Here is an 18,459-nt window from a genome sequence, read left to right on the forward strand (position 1 = left end):
AGCTAAGCAAAGCTGCTTAGCTGGAGACACTGTACTCTATTCAATTTGACCCTCACCAACACTATTTGACGAAGAGCCAAAATCATTTCGTCAATAACTAGTTTAGTCGAGTTCAACTTTCCCAGTATAGAGTTGATAGTACAAGCCTTTTTCAGCGACTAAATCATCATGGGTACCACGTTCGATAATCCGTCCGTGATCCATTACCATAATAACATCTGAATTTTGGATAGTTGATAAACGATGGGCGATCACGAAGACCGTCCGTCCATGCATTAATCGGTCCATCCCTTGTTGCACATGTTTTTCTGTCCGCGTATCGATGCTTGATGTGGCTTCATCCAAGATCATTACTGGTGGGTTAGCAATCGCTGCTCGGGCAATCGCCAATAATTGACGTTGTCCCTGTGATAAGCCTTCACCATCGCCGGTAATAAATGTATCATATTTATCCGGTAAGTTTTCAATAAAGACTTGCGCATTGGCTAAACGAGCCGCTTCAACAACATCTTCATCGCTAGCTGTTAGATTTCCATAACGAATATTTTCGCGAATCGTCCCAGTAAATAAATGCGTATCCTGCAAGACAATTCCTAGCGAACGACGTAGAGAATCCTTCTGAATTTTCTTAACGTTAATCCCGTCATAACGAATTTTTCCTTCTTGAATATCGTAGAAACGATTAATCAAATTGGTAATTGTCGTTTTCCCAGCACCTGTCGCACCTACAAAGGCTACTTTTTGACCAGGCTTCGCATAGAGATTAATATCCTTTAATACACGCGTGGTTTCATTATAACCAAATGACACATCTTCAAATTGCACATCACCAGTCAATTCAGTATAAGTGATTGAACCGTCTTCGTGAGGATGTTTCCAAGCCCACAAACCAGTTCTCGTCGGACTTTCTTCAATGCCTGAAGGGCCATTCACGACGTTGACCAATGACACATAACCTTCATCAATTTCTGGTGTTTCATCGATTAATTTGAAAATTCGTTCTGCACCAGCAAGCGCCATAATCACAAAGTTAATTTGTTGAGAGACTTGGCTGATTGGCATATTCAATGAACGACTCAATTGCAGGAATGAGGCAATCATCCCAATTGTTAAGCTAGAAATGCCGTAAACTGAGAATAAACCACCGATAATCGCCAATAAGACATATTGAATATTCAGCAAGTTCATCATAATTGGCATCAAGCTATTAGCATACTTATTCGCTTGCGTGGCATTTTGACGCAATTCTTCATTCATATCAGTAAATTCTTGAATCGTTGCTTCTTCATGATTGAAGATTTTAACGACTTTTTGACCGTGCATCATTTCTTCAATATAACCATTAACTTTTCCTAGAGATTTCTGTTGGGCACCGAAGAATCGACCACTACGTCCAGCAATCGTCCGAATGGTTAAAATCATAATCCCCACCGAAACAATAACAATTAACGTTAAAGGCACACTAATTGAAAACATGGCAATAAAGACACTCACAAAACTCACAGCTGCGGCCAATAAGTTAGGAATACTTTGGGAAATCATTTGACGCAAAGTATCGGTATCGTTGGTGAAATGACTCATGACATCGCCATCTGAATTCGAATCAAAGTAAGGAATCGCAAGAGCTTCCATATGGGTGAACATGTCGTCACGAATCAGCTTCTGCGTGCCCTCACTAATGCGCACCATCAGTAAATTATAGAATAAATTAGAGAGAATCCCTGTTCCATAGATAAAGGCCATCGTAGTAATAGCTTTTAATAAACCAGAGAAATTTGGATCCTTTACGCCAATGAGCGGCGTAATATAATCGTCAATCACGACTTGTAGAAAGAGCGATCCGCGGACATTAGCAAAGGTACTAGCTAAAATAAAGATCATCACTAAGACTAATTGCCAGCGATAGTTTTTCACCATGTAAGAAAATAAACGTTTCAGTGTCTGAATCGGGTTTTGACTGCCGCGATGATTTTGCTTCACTTCATTAGACATTATCTTCACCAAATCCTTTCACTTGAGAATCATAAACCTCTTGATAGATTTGGTTCGTTTTTAACAATTCATCATGGGTACCAACGGCATTAACGGCGCCGTTATCCATCACAATAATCCGATCCGAATCTTCAATAGAAGAAATCCGTTGACCAATCACAAAGGTTGTCGTTCCAGGAATTTCTTGACGCATTCCTTCACGAATTAGACGGTCTGTTTTCGTATCCACGGCACTTGTTGAGTCATCTAAAATCAATATTTTAGGTTTCTTCAATAACGCACGAGCGATACACAGACGTTGCTTTTGTCCCCCAGATACATTGTTTCCTCCTTGAGAGATTAAGGTATCGTATTTGTCAGGGAATTCTTGGATAAAACTATCCGCTTGGGCAATTTTACAGACACGAATCAAATCTTCATCAGTCGCATCTTCATTTCCCCAACGTAGATTTTCTTTAATCGTACCGGTAAACAGCACATTCTTTTGTAGCACCATACTTACTTGATCCCGCAAAGTTTCCAAATCATATTCTTTCACATTATGACCGGCAATTTCGACGGTTCCTTGGGTCGCATCGTATAAACGTGGAATCAGCTGAACCAAAGTTGATTTCGAGCTACCAGTTCCACCAACAATCCCAATCACTTCACCGGCACGGATTGATAGATTCGTTTTCCCTAAAGCCAGTTTATTCTCATCATTGGCATAACTAAAGGTCACATCTTTAAAATTGATTGAGCCATCTGTTACTTCAAATAATGGATTTGCTGGATTTTTAATATCACTGGTTTCGTCCAAAACTTCAGTAATCCGTTCTGCTGAAGTGCGGGCAATTAGGACCATTACAAAAACCATTGAAAGCATATTTAAACTCATCAAAATTTGCATAGTATACGTGAACATACTAACTAGCTCACCGGTTGTTAAGGTACTACCTACGACAAATTTGGCACCTAACCAAGAGATTAGCAACATACATGTATAAACTGCCGTCTGTAAGATTGGGTTATTAAAAGCCACAATACTTTGGGCAACTGAGAAGTTTTGATAGATTTCTTTAGAAACCTTTTGGAATTTTTCTTTCTCATGATCTTCTCGAACATATGATTTAACCACACGAATTCCTTGCAGATTCTCTTGCACAACATTATTTAATTTGTCATAAATTCGAAAAACCATCTCAAACTTAGGATGGGCAAAATAAATAACAAGTGCCAAGCCGACAAGTAGAAACGGAATGACCGCTAAATAAATCAACGACAAATCTTTATTGATGGTAAAAGCCATCGCCAAAGAGAAGATAAAAATCAGCGGACTTCTGACTAAAATACGAATCACCATTTGATAGGCATTCTGCACGTTCGTCACATCCGTTGTCATCCGTGTAATCAAACTTGACGTTGAAAATCGATCAATATTTGAAAACGAAAAATCTTGGACCTGATTAAATAAACGATTACGCAGATTTCTTGCAAAACCAGCTGAAGCAATCGCCGCATAGCGACCAGACATCGCCCCTAAATATAACGCAATAAGCGCACAAACAAACAAAAGTCCGCCATATTTTAAAATTTCAGAAATATTTTTTGTTTCAATTCCCTTGTCGATCATCATCGCCATCAGTAAAGGAATCACAATATCCAACACGACCTCACCAGTCACAAATAGTGGCGTGATGAGACTTTCCTTTTTGTATTCCCCGACATTAGCCAATAAATTCTTTATCATTCGGTCACCCTACTTTCTTTCACTAACTCTTTACTATTTGTCGATATCTTGTCGATTAAATCGAAAAATAGTCGTTGCTCTTCCTCTGAAATACCTGCCAATAATTGCTCGTCAAACTTTCTCAACTTAGAAATGTTTTCGCAGACCTTTTGTTCCCCTAACTCTGTCAAAAATAATTCCTTGTAGCGATTGTCCTGTTCCAGACTTTTTCTTTCAATCAACTGATGCTTTTCTAACGTCTGCATCATCCCACTCGCAGTCGATCGCCTGATATCAAACTCACACTCAATATCCTTTTGATACAATGGAATTTGTTGCCGATTATGGCGATGAATAAAATTTAAAATGCGCATTTGCGTTCCCGAAAAAGGACTGCCTTCTTCTTTTAGAATTTCTGCTACTTTTCGATTTAATTCATTAGCCAGAATGCGAATTTTTAATGATGTTTTGTATTCCATACTAGCTCCTTTTGCAAATAGTTCGTTCCCTAACTATATTACATTAAATGACAAGTAACAGTCAATGAATAAGAGGCTTTTTCTTATGAAAATTTCAGAAAAACATCATTTAGCTGTGTTATTACACTCTGATTAATTCGAATAATTTGTTCACCTACGCCCTATCTCAACTATTTGTACCAAAAAAGATATTCTAAGTATGTCGGGATTTTTAGCATAAAAAAATTAGCCTATAACAAAAATGAGCCCTTAATAATAAGGGACCCATTTTTGTCTGATTAATTAGCAAGAATTTATTGTGCATTTAATTCACACACTATTTTATCGAATAAATAGTATTTTTAAGCTTTATTACCTGCATGCTTCTTATAAAGATAAGCTGCGATGGCTGCTAAAATTACAAGCAAACCGCCTATCAATGTTAATACCAGCGAATTCTTCTCACCTGTTTTAGGTAAATAAGTTGAATCTTTAGGTACTTTTTTACTGCTTGGTGTTGAGCCATCATGATTGGAATTTTCCCCATCAGAATTATTTTCATTTGGTTCATTCGGTTCATTCGGTTCGTTTGGTTCATTTGGTTCATTCGGTTCATTCGGTTCGTTTGGTTTATTTGGTTCATTCGGTTTATTCGGTTCGTTTGGATTTTCAGGTGTTTGATAGTTATAGACATCAAGAGAGATCAACTCTTCTTGCGCATCAATTGTAAATAATATTGGTGCGCTGTCTAACTCATAGCCTTTCGGTGCTTTAGTCTCGACTAACTGGTAATCGCCGACCTTCAAATCCTTCACTTCTAGTGTACCGTTTCTATCAGTTTTTATATTCGCCTGAACTTCACTGCCTTTTCCGTCAAGCAATTTAAATTCGGCACCACTCAAGAAGCCTTTTGTTTGACCATCTTTCTTCTCAAGTCGAAGAGCATGTGTCAGTTGTTTGTTAACCTTGGTTACTTTTTGTGGCTCCTGTTGTGCTTTTTCGACGGTAAATAGTACAGGTGTTTGATCTAATTGATAGCCATCAGGAGCTTTGGTTTCAATTAACTGATAATCGCCAGGTTGCAATCCTTCCACGGCCAATCTACCAGACATATCTGTGACTAAATGTTCTTTAATCACTTTTCCATTAGCATTTTGTAACTCGAATTCAGCCCCAATTAGTTTTTCACCTGTTTTATCATCAATTTTTTCTAGAATTACGCCACCTGAAATTAATTTATTTACTTTAGAAATTTGGACGGCTTCTTTTTGATTTTTCTCGATAGTAAAGATTACTGGTGTTTGATCTAATTCATAACCTGTTGGTGCTTGTGTTTCGACAAATTGATAATTCCCTGGTGCCAAATTATCAACGGCAATTTTACCTGAGGTATCAGTGATTAAATCTTTTTGAACTGACTGTCCCTCTGTATCTTGAAGATCAAAGACTGCTCCTTGTAAGGCCTCGCCAGATTGATCATCTTGCTTCGTTAAAACAACACTGCCTGGCATTAATTGGTTGGTCGCACTAATTTGAACAGCAGATTCTTGTGCTTTTTCAATCTCAAAAGCAATTGGTGTCGCATCTAATTTGTAGCCTGTAGGTGCTTGAGTTTCGACAAACTGATAATTGCCTGGTGTCAAATCATTAATAGCCAGCTTGCCAGAACTATCCGTTGTTAAATTCTTTTGAATTGTTTGACCATCCTTATCTTGTAATTCAAAAATTGCGCCTTGTAAATATTCGCCTGTCAGAGCATCTTCTTTCGTAAGAATGACGCTACCTGGAGTTAATTGGTTCGTCTTAGAAATCTGAATAGCTGCAGTCTGTCCTTTCTCAATTTCAAACGTAACTGGTGTTTGATCCAATTCATAACCTGTTGGTGCAGTCGTTTCTACGAATTGATAACTTCCTGGTGTCAAGCCATCCACGGCAATTTTACCAGCAGTATCAGACACTAAACCACTTTGTAAAGTCTTGCCATCTTTATCTTGTAGTTCAAAGACAGCCCCTTGTAAGGCTTCGCCACTTTTCGCATCTTTCTTAGTTAATACAACGCCACCTGGTGCTAACTCATTACTGATTGACACTTGAACCGCTGCTCGTTGATTTTTTTCAATCGTAAAGGCAACTGGTGTTTGATCTAAGATATAGCCAGTTGGTGCTTTCGTTTCGACAAATTGGTAATCGCCAGGTGCTAAGTCAGTGACAGCTAATTTACCTGTTGCGTCAGTCATTAAGTCAGACTGGATACTCTTACCGTCAGCATCTTGCAATTCGAAGACTGCTCCTTGCAATGCTTCGCCACTCATAGAATCTATTTTACTTAACACGACGTCACCTGGTGTCAAGCGATTACTCATTGATACTTGAACGGCTTCTGTTTGACCTTTTTCGATTGTAAATAAAACCGGTGTCGCATCTAATGTGTAACCTGCTGGTGCGTTGGTTTCTATCAATTGATAGTCTCCGGGTTGTACATCATTGACCGCTAATTTACCAGTTGAATCAGTTGTTAGACCATTCTTCAACAAATCGCCAGCCGTTGTTTTCAATTCAAATGTTGCACCCTCAAGGGCTTCGCCAGTTGAAGCGTCAAGCTTAGATAAAATCACACTACCCGGTGTTAATTGATTCGTCTTAGAGATCTGAACAGCTTCCGTCTGTCCTTTCTCAATTTCAAACATAACTGGTGTTTGATCCAATTCATAACCTGTTGGTGCAGTAGTTTCTACGAATTGATAACTTCCTGGGGTTAAGCCATCGACGGCAATTTTACCAGCAGCATCCGATACTAAACCACTTTGTAAAGTCTTGCCATCTTGATCTTGTAGCTCAAAGACAGCTCCTTGTAAAGCTTCCCCGGTTTTAGCGTCCTTCTTAGTTAATAGAACATCACCTGGTGCTAACTCATTACTCATTGACACTTGAACAGCTGCTTGTTGATTTTTTTCAATCGTAAAAGCAACTGGTGTTTGATTTAAGAGGTAGCCTGTCGGAGCTTTCGTTTCGACAAATTGATAATCGCCAGGTGCTAAGTCATTGACAGCTAATTTACCTGTTGCGTCAGTTACTAAACCAGACTGCACACTCTTACCTGCATCATCTTGTAATTCGAAGACTGCGCCTTGCAATGCTTCGCCACTCTTAGAATCTATTTTGCTTAACACGACGCCGCCTGGTGTTAATTGATTAATCATTGATACTTGAACGGCTTCTGTTTGACCTTTTTCGATTGTAAATAAAACTGGTGTTGCATCTAGTTTGTAACCAGTTGGTGCTTTGGTTTCTATCAATTGATAGTCACCTGGCTGTAAATCGTCCACGGCTAATTTACCAGCTGAATCAGTTGTTAAGCCATTCTTCAACAAATCGCCAGCCATTGTTTTCAATTCAAATGTTGCACCTTCAAGGGCTTCGCCAGTTGAAGCGTCAAGCTTAGATAAAATCACGCTACCTGGTGTCATTTGATTGGTTTTAGAAATCTGAACTGCTTCCGTTTGCCCCTTAACAATCGTTACCGTTATAGGTGTCGGATCTAGCTCATAACCTGTTGGTGCAGCCGTTTCTACAAACTGATAACTGCCTGGTTCCAATCCATCGACTGAAATTCTGCCAGCAGCATCTGTTGTCAAACCACTCTGTAAGACATTTCCGTCGCTATCCTGTAATTCAAAGACTGCTCCTTGAAGTAAATCGCCGGTTGTCGCATCTGTTTTAGTTAAAACAACGCCACCAGGAGCAAGTTTGTTCACCATAGAGACATGAACAACATCTACTTGTGCTTTTTGAATCGTAAATTTGACCGGTGTATTATCTAATTCATAGCCTGTTGGTGCTTTGGTTTCCACGAATTCATAGTCACCAAATTTCAAGCTATCTACCAGAATTTTCCCGTCTGAATTCGTTTGTAGACCTGAACGTACAACCGTACCACTGTCATTTCTAATCTCAAATACGGCCCCTTGCAATAGGTCATTTGATTTTTCATCAAGCTTTGTTAATTCCACGCTACCAGTAACTGCAGCATTTTTCTTCTCTAATTGAATTGTTTCATTTTCTGTTCCTTTTACCACAAATAGTAAAGGTGTGTTATCTAAGACATAACCATCGGGTGCTTTCGTTTCTACAAGTGAATAATTCCCCGGATTAATATTTTCAATCCGAACGAAGCCATCTGCATAACTTGAATAGCTACCTACGACTTCACCTGTATCAGAGTTCGTTAATTCAAAGGTTGCATTCGCCAAAGCATCCCCAGTTTCTTTATCGACTTTCAATAAATTAATTTGATTTAACGGTTCGTAGACAGGTTTCACTGGAGGTACCGGCGGAATTGGCGCCTCTGGCACACTCGGAACCTCTTCATATACCGGTGGAGTCGGTGGGGTTGGTTCAGTTAATTGAGGTGTCCGGTCATCTTGCGTCTTAGCCCAACCATGAAACCCTACTGCCCAAGAACTTGCAGTTGCAACACCTATCGTTTCACCAGCTTGAGGTGTTAATGTGTGAAAATACCCATAAACGACTGAATTTGCCATATTACTTAATAATTTAAGGTAACCATACTTGTTTGCTAATTCGGAAGGAGATAATGTCTTTAAATCATTATAAAATGGCGCGGTATTATCCTTATCAAATAATTCTACATTTGGCATACCGCCAATCAATTGTGACGCATGTATATGAATTTCACCAGCATCTGCTATCGCTTGTGAGAATTGAGCAAAGTCAGCTGATTCATAGTTCGATTGATTATAAGTCTCAAATGCTGAAATATAATCTTGCATCGCTTGATTATCTAAAGTAAAAGCTTGCGATTTTGCTTCATTTAGTGCATTTGTCCAACTATCTGTCATTGATTGGTCAATTAAAAACGTTCCTTTATCCATACTTTGACCAGCGGAATCAAAAGCTGCTCCATTTGTCTGAATAAATAAATCAGATATAGCAGACTTGATCCCATCTTCTGTTGGATGATCTAAAGTAGTTGGAACATTATCGACCGTTTGTCCTGTTGAACTAGAAAACGTATGGTAAAATTCAAGTCCCCCAAATCCACCATACCAAGCTCCAGATGTTGCAAACCCAGTCATCATATCGATGTTAATTAGAGATTTTCCAGCATAGATACTTTTTAAAAATTCAACATGTTTAGTCCATTCTGAAATGATACTTTCAACATTCGTTTTTGTTTCTACCGATCCACTAAACGGGTCAGCCGCCATATTATCATGAATTTGTGCTTTAAGAGGTTCGCCCGAAATCGAAAGACCTGTATCAGCCATTTGTTTCATAGCTGCATAATCAACTAAATAATTTTCCAGATGAGTATAGGTACCCCAAAGTTCTGGTCCAATATATTGCCCTCTACTCGCATGATCCGCTATTTCTGCATTCTTTGTGTTGTATTCATCAAGTTCCATTTGATACTGCGCAAGTGCCGCTTCATAAGCCGCTTTCTTATCTGCATTTTCTTGAGTAATCCGATCAGCTTCGGCTTGCGCATCATCGTGCTCTTCTCTTGCCTGATTATAAGCCGCTAGATCCTCCTCATATTGAGCCTGCTCAGGAGCATATTTTTTTAATGCCTCCTGATATTCAGCATAATCATGATAAACTATAGTTTCTTCCTCTGGAGCTTTGACATTTTTCTCAACTGCAGCAGCAATTTGGGCTAAGCCTAGTTGGCCTAAAATAATTATTAACGTGGAAAATATATATAAATATTTCTGGACTATCTTCTTTCTTGTATTCATTGGGTAATCAACCTTTCTTCTTGTTGCTAATAAATTTGTTGTTCATTTGTTTTCGTTATTTCCCCATATAATAGATTCCCCGATAACGCTCTTAGCTGTTTCCCAAATATCGTGCTTTCGGATGCAGCATCGTTTAGTCGTATCTCTTTTTCAAGAGTCGCTAATTGTCCTTGCAGTTGCTGAATTGATTTTTCCCCTGGTTGTTTTTTCTCTTCTTTTCCAGTCCTCGTATTCGCCTTTTGAATAATAATCGTTTGTTCATCAGGCTGTACGCTATTGTTTTTATATTCAAAACTTGAAGAAGACTTCTTGACTGCCGTTTCTGAATATAAAAATGATTTACTCAGGACAAACGGTGTACTAATTTGATAATTCAACATAGAAAATAATAGAATACCTGTAACTAGTTTATTCATCCTTCGCCTCACTTTTCTTCTGCTTGACAGCAATCACTCTGTTCCCAAAGTTTTCCCAGTCATCCGCATTTGGTGGATCTTTCCAAATAATCTGTTCCACTCTCAAAGATTTTATTGCATAATCTGATACAAAAATATCTGTATGAGAAGTGACTTTTCTTTGAACAATAATATTTTGATTTTTAAACCCTTCAATTTGATGAACAATAAAATTAGAATAGGAAACACCACTAGCGAAGTCTACACAGATGAACACCTTTTTTTCGATTAGTTCACCAGGTATCACTTCAAGAATTGCGAAGAACGTGTCAACAAAAAATCGCTCCTTATCTAACGATGAACCTGTCGCCACTGTTTGAGCCAACTCTTCCACAGGTCTAATTAAAGATGGATAATTTTCTTCCAAATATGGACTATAGTTTTCAACTGAAAAATTACTCATGGAAATAGGAAAGATTATTTGCCTCAGCTTAAATTGTTTTAACCGCTGGATAATCCCTCGTGCATAGCCTTTTCTTATTTCTTTCTGATCAATCCCTAGTTGATTTAAGAAATTATCCGTCGCAATCGTCAAAGTGGGATTATCTAATAAACTATTTTCTTCTAATAATCCTTCTGAACTTAAAAATAAAATAATATACTGCCATTCAGACCGCCGTTCATTATCGCTACCTGAAAAATACCTTTGATAGATTTTATAACTACTAGATGTATAATTTACAGAAACTACATCTGATAGCTGACAAAAATGCTGGTGTTTCGTTCGCGTTAAAATAATACTAAGCAACGTCCGTAGTTTATCTTTTTGAGTCAATGTTAAATCTAAATTCAGATGTGAAATCAGTAGATTTTCGATTTCTATCGCTTTCTTATGAATTTCCTCTGGGAAAGGATTAAATAATCCATAAAAATAGTTGATATACAATGAAAAAATTAGATCTCTTAGCCACAATTCATCTCCTAGCAGTTTTCCTTTTTTATATTTGATGGGATACTCGCTTAATATAGTGGTCAATTTCTTTCTTATCTCATAGGACTGTCCCCGACCAAGGTACCTACGCTCAGCAAAATCACTAAGGGATTCTTCCAAACCAAGTGACACATTAAGTAATTGGAAGACTTCAGAATTCATTAAATACTCTGCTCGTACTTGTTTGACAACCAAATTAGAGACACCCAACATAACAATTTCTCCGGATGGTTCGGTAACAATTTTGGCCTCCCTGTTAATTTGAAATAAAATTTGATTAAGCTCTTCAATATACTGTAAAGCTTTAAATCGGGAGATACCGAAAAAATCACACAATAATTCAATCGAGCAAAAAGTTGATTTTTTTACTTCTAACCATTGGAGAATCAAAACGGGATACTGAAATTGATCTAGAAAAGAATTTAAATTCATTAAATTACAGCTCCTATCTGCACCTCTTTTCCTAATCATAAGCCCTTGATAACACTTTCAAAACTGTTACGCTCTTTAACTTTGTCAAGAAAAACGCGGGCTCTTTACGAATACATTTTATCTCATCCCATTTACTAAAAATTAATGGATATAGCATAAAAATCATCTTTTTTTTTTGAAATTTTAAAATATCATGAATTTTTTGATGAAGTCTCTCTAAATCAAATGATTTACACAAATAATTCACTATAAAGCTAGCTAGTGAACTGCATATACGACAGCCGTTTTCCTTCAAACAAAAAAGCTCTGTATCGCCGTAGTAGACGATACAGAGCACCTTATTTTTATAGAACTTCTCTTATTTTCATTTGATACTGCCTGTTTAACTTTTAATCAAGTCTGTCAGAAAGCACAGTTTCTATGGTGTATCTTGCCCAATCGGCTAACTCATCAATAAACTCTCCTAATGCTTCATCTGTAAAATGAGCGGTAACCATATAACACGCTTGACCCGAAATTTTGCAAAAAGAAGTAATCTCTTCATGTGCATTAACCATTTTTTCAAAAGCTTCAAACCGGTTAGAATCCATGTAAATTCGGATAAACTGTGTCCGTTGCCGGTTTATCTCAATGGTAAATTTTTTGATTGTGCCGTTTTCGATCATCTTCGTTATGCGATTCCCAACTGCTTGCCCAGTCATATGAATCAGCTGACCAATTTCTTTATTACTTAATCGACTATTTTCAGTCAGAATTGCTAAAATTTCTTTATCGATTTCATCCATTTGAGCACTCTCTTTCATCATGAAAGCATGCGCCTAAATATACTTTCATGGGATTATTTAATTAAAAACGAATCCGTCTTACAATGAGTTTACCACAAAAAATACGGGAAGGTGATTTGATATGAAACAAGCATTACTAGTGATTGATGTCCAAAATGACTACTTTGAAAATGGCAAAATGGTATTAGAGAATCCCGATAAGGCTTTACCGCAAATAAATAAGCTGGAGGAATTCTTTCAAAAAACGAATCAACCGATTATCTACGTTCAACATATTAATGAACAACCTGATGCTGCATTTTTTTCAAAAAATACTCAAGGCGTTGAACTGCATCCTTCTCTACATCTTACTGAGCAGTCCGTTATCGTAAAGAAACAGTTCCCAAATTCATTTTTACAAACAAATTTAGAAAGTGTTCTAAAATCTCTAGCTGTAGAACAACTGGTAATCGTAGGGATGATGACCCATATGTGTATCGATTCTACCACCCGAGCAAGCGCTGAGTTAGGCTATCAACCGATAGTTATAGCTGATGCCACGGCGACTAGGTCGCTACAATTTGAAGAAACGACAATTTCAGCAAATGAGGTTCAATATTCATTCTTGGCTGCACTGCAAACCTTTGCTCAACTAAAAAGCACGGATGAATTCTTGTAATAAAAAGCTAAACAAGGTACCCCCACAAACACTTTATAATGGTCGATTAATACTCAAAAAAGCACCTAAAACCAGTCTATCTAACGACTAATTTTAGGTGCTCTTTATTTAACTATTCTCTAAACCAGTGACTGTTACTAATCATTCTTTTTTCTTTTGAAGAAGAAAAGTACACCACTGATAAAGACTGCTATACCACCAACAATTGGTAAGCTCTCAACAATTTTTTCGCCTGTTTGAGGCAGTTTTTTCACATTTTTATGGGTATTATTATTTTTTGTTGTCCCTGCATTTGTATTATTTCCAGTATTTTTACCGGAATTTTTTTCTTCTTTCGCATAAACATAGACAATTTTTTGATTATCTTTGGTGAATTTACCCGTTTTATTTTTTGGTTCCTTGACTAGCACATAACCTGCAATTTCTTTTGCTGAAGTCTTGTAGCTATCACCTATTTGACCTTTGATAGAAATAGATTTACTGATTTCCTTACCATTCTCGTCAACATAATGAACAACTACTTCTGCTTGTTCGACAGGAGCTACTAGTTTTTCTTTAACGGTGATTGTAGCCGTCGCTGTTACTCCATCCAAAGTATACGTTACTTCAAATGTTCCAGCCTTGCTTGTATCTTTTTTGCTATCATCAACAGTTATTTTGCTGATATCCGTGATTCTATTGCCATCTTTATCGATCGCTGAATCAAAGTTATCTGCGGCTGTCCATTCGTCGCCGACATAAATCGTTGAGTCATGCACAGTTACTGCTGTTTGTTTGTCTTTAACAGTGATAGTTGCTGTAGCTGTAACGCCATCCAAAGTATACGTTACTTCAAATGTTCCTGCTTTGCTTGTATCTTTTTTGCTATCATCGACAGTTATTTTGCTGATATCTGTGATTCTATTGCCATCTTTATCGATCGCTGAATCAAAGTTATCTGCAGCTTTCCATTCGTCGCCGACATAAATCGTTGAGTCATGGACACTCACTGCTGTTTGTTTATCTTTAACGGTGATGGTTGCTGTCGCTGTTACTCCATCCAAAGTATACGTTACTTCAAATGTTCCTGCTTTGCTTGTATCTTTTTTACTATCATCGACAGTTATTTTGCTGATATCTGTGATTCTATTGCCATCTTTATCGATCGCTGAATCAAAGTTATCTGCAGCTTTCCATTCATCGCCGACATAAATCGTTGAGTCATGGACACTCACTGCTGTTTGTTTGTCTTTGACTGTGATTGTTGCCATAGCTGTTACTCCATCCAAAGTATATGTTACTTCAAATGTTCCAGCCTTGCTTGTATCTTTTTTGCTATCATCAACAGTTATTTTGCTGATATCTGTGATTTTATTGCCATCTTTATCGATTGCTGAATCGAAGTTATCTGCGGCTGTCCATTCGTCGCCGACATAAATTGTTGAATCATGAACAGTCACTGCTGTTTGTTTGTCTTTGACTGTGATTGTAGCCGTAGCTGTTACTCCATCCAAAGTATACGTTACTTCAAATGTTCCTGTTTTACTAGTATCTGCTTGACTATCATCGACAGTTATTTTATTGATATCTGTGATTTTATTGCCATCTTTATCGATCGCTGAATCAAAGTTATCTGCGGCTGTCCATTCATCACCAACATAAATCGTTGAGTCATGGACAGTCACTGTTGCTACTGTTTCTTTATCTTTGACAGTAATCGTCGCTGTCGCGGTTACCCCTTCAAATGTATACGTTACTTCGAATGAACCAGCTTTACTTGTGTCTGCTTGACTATCATCGAAAGTTACTTTGCTAAAGTCTGTAATTTTATTACCATCTTTATCGACTACTGAATCGAAGTTATCTTTCGCTGTCCAATTGTCACCAACATAGATTTCTGAATTATGAACATTGACCGCTGTTTGTTTATCTTTTACGATAATCGTCGCTGTCGCGGTTACCCCTTCAAATGTATACGTTACTTCGAATGAGCCAGCTTTACTTGTATCTGCTTGACTATCATCGAAAGTTACTTTGCTAAAGTCTGTAATTTTATTACCGTCTTTATCCAATACTGAATCGAAGTTATCTTTCGCTGTCCAATTGTCACCAACATAGATTTCTGAATTATGAACATTGACCGCTGTTTGTTTATCTTTTACGATAATCGTCGCTGTCGCGGTTACCCCTTCAAATGTATACGTTACTTCGAATGAACCAGCTTTGCTTGTATCTGCTTGACTATCATCGAAAGTGACTTTACTAAAGTCTGTGCTTTTATTGCCATCTTTATCAACTACTGAATCAAAGTTATCTTTCGCTGTCCAATTGTCACCAACATAGATTTCTGAATTATGAACATTGACCGCAGTTTGTTTATCTTTTACAGTAACCGTCGCTGTTGCTGTTACGCCTTCGTAAGTATAAGTCACGTCAAAGGTACCAGCCTTACTTGTGTCTTTCTTACTGTCATCGAAAGTGACTTTGCTAAAGTCTGTGCTTTTATTGCCATCTTTATCGACTACTGAATCGAAGTTATCTTTTGCTGTCCATGAATCGCCAACATAGATTTCTGAGTTATGAACATTGACGGCTGTTTTCTTAGCTTTAACGGTAATTGTAGCGGTTGCTGTTACGCCATCGTAAGTATAAGTCACGTCAAATGACCCAGCTTTGCTTGTATCTTTTTTACTGTCGTCTACTGTAATTTTACTGAAGTCGACTGCTTTTCCTTTACTTGTTGCAGAATTAAAATTGTCTTTGGCTGTCCAACTATCACCAACATAGATTTCTGAGTTATGAACATTGACCGCTGTTTGTTTGTCTTTGACAGTTATCGTTGCTTTTGCTGTTACACCTTCGTAAGTATAAGTCACGTCAAACGTACCTACTTTACTTGTATCTTTTTTACTGTCATCGAAAGTTACTTTGCTAAAGTCTGTGCTTTTATTGCCAGCTTTATCGACTACTGAATCGAAGTTATCTTTCGCTGTCCAATTGTCACCAACATAGATTTCTGAATTGTGAACATTGACCGCTGTTTTCTTAGCTTTAACGGTAATTGTCGCTGTTGCTGTTACACCATCGTAAGTATAAGTCACGTCAAACGTGCCTACTTTACTTGTGTCTTTTTTGCTGTCATCGAAAGTGACTTGACTAAAGTCGACTGGATTGCCGTCTTTATCAACAGCTGAATCGAAGTTATCTTCTGCTTTCCATGGATCACCAACATAAATCTCTGAATTACTCACATTAACTGCTGTTTTCTTAGCTTTAACAGTAATCGTCGCTGTCGCTGTTACGCCATCTAAAGTATAAGTTACATCAAAAGATCCTGCTTTACTTGTATCTTTTTTACTTTCGTCAACAGTGATTTGGCTAAAGTCTGCTGCCTTGCCGTCTTTATCAACCGCTGATTCAAAATTATCTTCTGCTTTCCATGGATCGCCGACATAAATTTCTGAGCTATGCACCTTGACTGCTGCTTTATTCTCTTTAACATGCACGTAAACTGTCTTCGTTTGACCATCGGCGGTTGTCAGTAACACTTCATAATCACCGGGTTTACTCATATCAACCTTCGATTGATCAATCGTAACTGTGAGGTCTTTTCCATCTTTATCCGTTGCACTGGCTTTGAATTCAGCATCTTTAGGCAGCGCATCGCCAACATATTTGGTTACATCAGAGCCGGTAATGCTTTGTTGATTATCTATCACATGAACCGTAATATCTTTTGTGGCTGTTTTATCTGAGGTGTTTGTTACACTATAAGTCGCAGGATAGTCACCAGCTGTATTAAAATCAACTTGTGAATAATCAACGGTTACTTGACTGGACAAATCACCTTCACCAGGATCAGTTGCTGATACGCCGTCTAACCAATCGACAGTCGTTGGATCAACACCCACTCTAACTGTTTTATCATTCGCGGTAATGACTGGTTCAGAAACTACATGAATGGTGCGTTTGGCAGTGGTCACATGAGCATCCGAATCGGTTACTTCATACGTCACTGTATAGGTCCCAATTTTACTTGTATCGACATCATTACTTAAAACTTTCAATATAGGCGTTAGATCGCCATCATGTTTATCTGTCGCAGAAACGCCGTCTAAATCATCAAATGTTTGGCCTAATGGAATCTCTTCATCATCCACACCAAGAATTTCTGGCGCGTACCCGTAGACAACCTTCAAGCCATTCATGACTGGTCCACGACCACTTTCCCATGTCGGCATGATATTCGGTGTATAAGGGGAATCATCATTAACCATAAATCTAAAAGCATCCATATGATCAATATCACGACTGCCATAATTATCTAAGAAAGCAAAGTGAAATTCCACTTCTAAACCTGTACCAATTGGGAAAAACATGCCATCTGGATAAGTATCTTTCATACGCACGCCAATGAAGCCAGATGAACTATTATCATACAAAGCATATTTGTCCGAATAATCTACACCATTACCAATTACTTTAAATGAACTATTCGGTATATCTAAGATTCCGCCCCCATGATATTGACCTGATTGATAACGAAGCATGATCGCAGGAGCACTCGAACGTCCACCCAAACCTATCACACCATCTATTGTTTGGGGACCGCTTTTGTTACCTGCAGGAAATTCGGACGGATAAAAAATAGTTGATATATTAAACGTATCATTATATTGTCCGCCTAATTGAATTCTCCCGTTGATAAGTTCATTCTCTACAAGAACTTTACTCGATTGCAAGAACACTTCATGCTCTGGCTTACCTTCAATCATTTTATAAGGGCCATCTGTTGGTGGGATTAATTCTTTGAAAGTTGTCGCTTTTAGGATTTGGCTCAAGCTACTCTCTGCATTTTTATCTGCAATTGATTGAGTGTCTGTAGTTGATGAACTAGTCTCTGTTGCAGTAGAACTTTGCTCAGTGTTCGTTGAGTGAGTGCTAGCTGCGGTGTCAGATGATTGTTCACTACCAACGCTCGATTCAGTCGTTTGATTGTCTGAGTCATTCGTCGAAGTTGTTGTGCTCGTTTTAGAAGTAGAAGTGTCAGATGATTCACTCTTAGAATCCGTTGAGGTATCTGTTGATTTTTCCGTTGCACTATCTTTGGTTGTGCTGTTCTTAGCTGCACTATCCAAAGTTTTATTAGTAGCCGCATCCTTGTTTTTTGTTGCCACTTCAGTCGCCTGATTCACGGCACTTTTGGTTTCTGCAAAAGCACTGATTGGGCTGAGTATTTGCGAACTAATCAATAATATAGATGCATACGTAGATATTTTTTTGTTCATTTTATTCATTGGGA

The 18,459-nt window shown here is 38.0% G+C and carries 9 protein-coding genes; 1 reads left to right on the plus strand and 8 read right to left on the minus strand.

Annotated features, from left to right (window positions below):
- Nucleotides 1-102 precede the first annotated feature (102 nt).
- From BAU15_RS09420 to BAU15_RS09450, 7 genes are all read right to left on the minus strand, one after another.
- On the minus strand, nucleotides 103-1,992 hold the full coding sequence (locus tag BAU15_RS09420) for an ABC transporter ATP-binding protein (RefSeq protein ID WP_161842503.1): 1,890 nt from the start codon (nucleotides 1,990-1,992) through the stop codon (nucleotides 103-105).
- Nucleotides 1,985-3,721 (minus strand): ABC transporter ATP-binding protein, encoded by a 1,737-nt coding sequence (locus BAU15_RS09425; protein WP_161842504.1) that lies wholly within the window; start codon nucleotides 3,719-3,721, stop codon nucleotides 1,985-1,987. The genes BAU15_RS09420 and BAU15_RS09425 overlap by 8 nt, the downstream gene beginning before the upstream one ends.
- A complete protein-coding gene (locus tag BAU15_RS09430; protein WP_161842505.1) occupies nucleotides 3,718-4,179 on the minus strand; it encodes a MarR family winged helix-turn-helix transcriptional regulator in 462 nt (153 codons plus the stop codon). The genes BAU15_RS09425 and BAU15_RS09430 overlap by 4 nt, the downstream gene beginning before the upstream one ends.
- 341 nt (nucleotides 4,180-4,520) lie before the next feature.
- A complete protein-coding gene (locus BAU15_RS09435) occupies nucleotides 4,521-9,917 on the minus strand; it encodes a SpaA isopeptide-forming pilin-related protein (RefSeq protein ID WP_161842506.1) in 5,397 nt (1,798 codons plus the stop codon).
- A gap of 26 nt (nucleotides 9,918-9,943) precedes the next feature.
- Nucleotides 9,944-10,333 (minus strand): hypothetical protein, encoded by a 390-nt coding sequence (locus BAU15_RS09440; protein WP_161842507.1) that lies wholly within the window; start codon nucleotides 10,331-10,333, stop codon nucleotides 9,944-9,946.
- On the minus strand, nucleotides 10,326-11,735 hold the full coding sequence (locus BAU15_RS09445; protein WP_161842508.1) for a helix-turn-helix domain-containing protein: 1,410 nt from the start codon (nucleotides 11,733-11,735) through the stop codon (nucleotides 10,326-10,328). Before BAU15_RS09445 ends, BAU15_RS09440 begins: the two co-directional genes overlap by 8 nt.
- 389 nt (nucleotides 11,736-12,124) lie before the next feature.
- Nucleotides 12,125-12,520 (minus strand): Lrp/AsnC family transcriptional regulator, encoded by a 396-nt coding sequence (locus BAU15_RS09450; protein WP_161842509.1) that lies wholly within the window; start codon nucleotides 12,518-12,520, stop codon nucleotides 12,125-12,127.
- A 121-nt stretch (nucleotides 12,521-12,641) separates the two neighbouring features.
- On the opposite strand from BAU15_RS09450, the gene BAU15_RS09455 reads away from it, so the two are divergent.
- On the plus strand, nucleotides 12,642-13,178 hold the full coding sequence (locus BAU15_RS09455) for a cysteine hydrolase family protein (protein WP_161842510.1): 537 nt from the start codon (nucleotides 12,642-12,644) through the stop codon (nucleotides 13,176-13,178).
- Between the two features lie 137 nt (nucleotides 13,179-13,315).
- Here BAU15_RS09455 and BAU15_RS09460 read toward each other — a convergent pair whose 3' ends face one another.
- Entirely contained in the window at nucleotides 13,316-18,454 is a 5,139-nt protein-coding gene (locus tag BAU15_RS09460) for a bacterial Ig-like domain-containing protein (RefSeq protein WP_161842511.1), read from the minus strand.
- Nucleotides 18,455-18,459: the final 5 nt, after the last annotated feature.

Origin of the sequence: Candidatus Enterococcus huntleyi, from assembly GCF_009933175.1 — a bacterium.
GTDB lineage: Bacteria > Bacillota > Bacilli > Lactobacillales > Enterococcaceae > Enterococcus_K > Enterococcus_K huntleyi.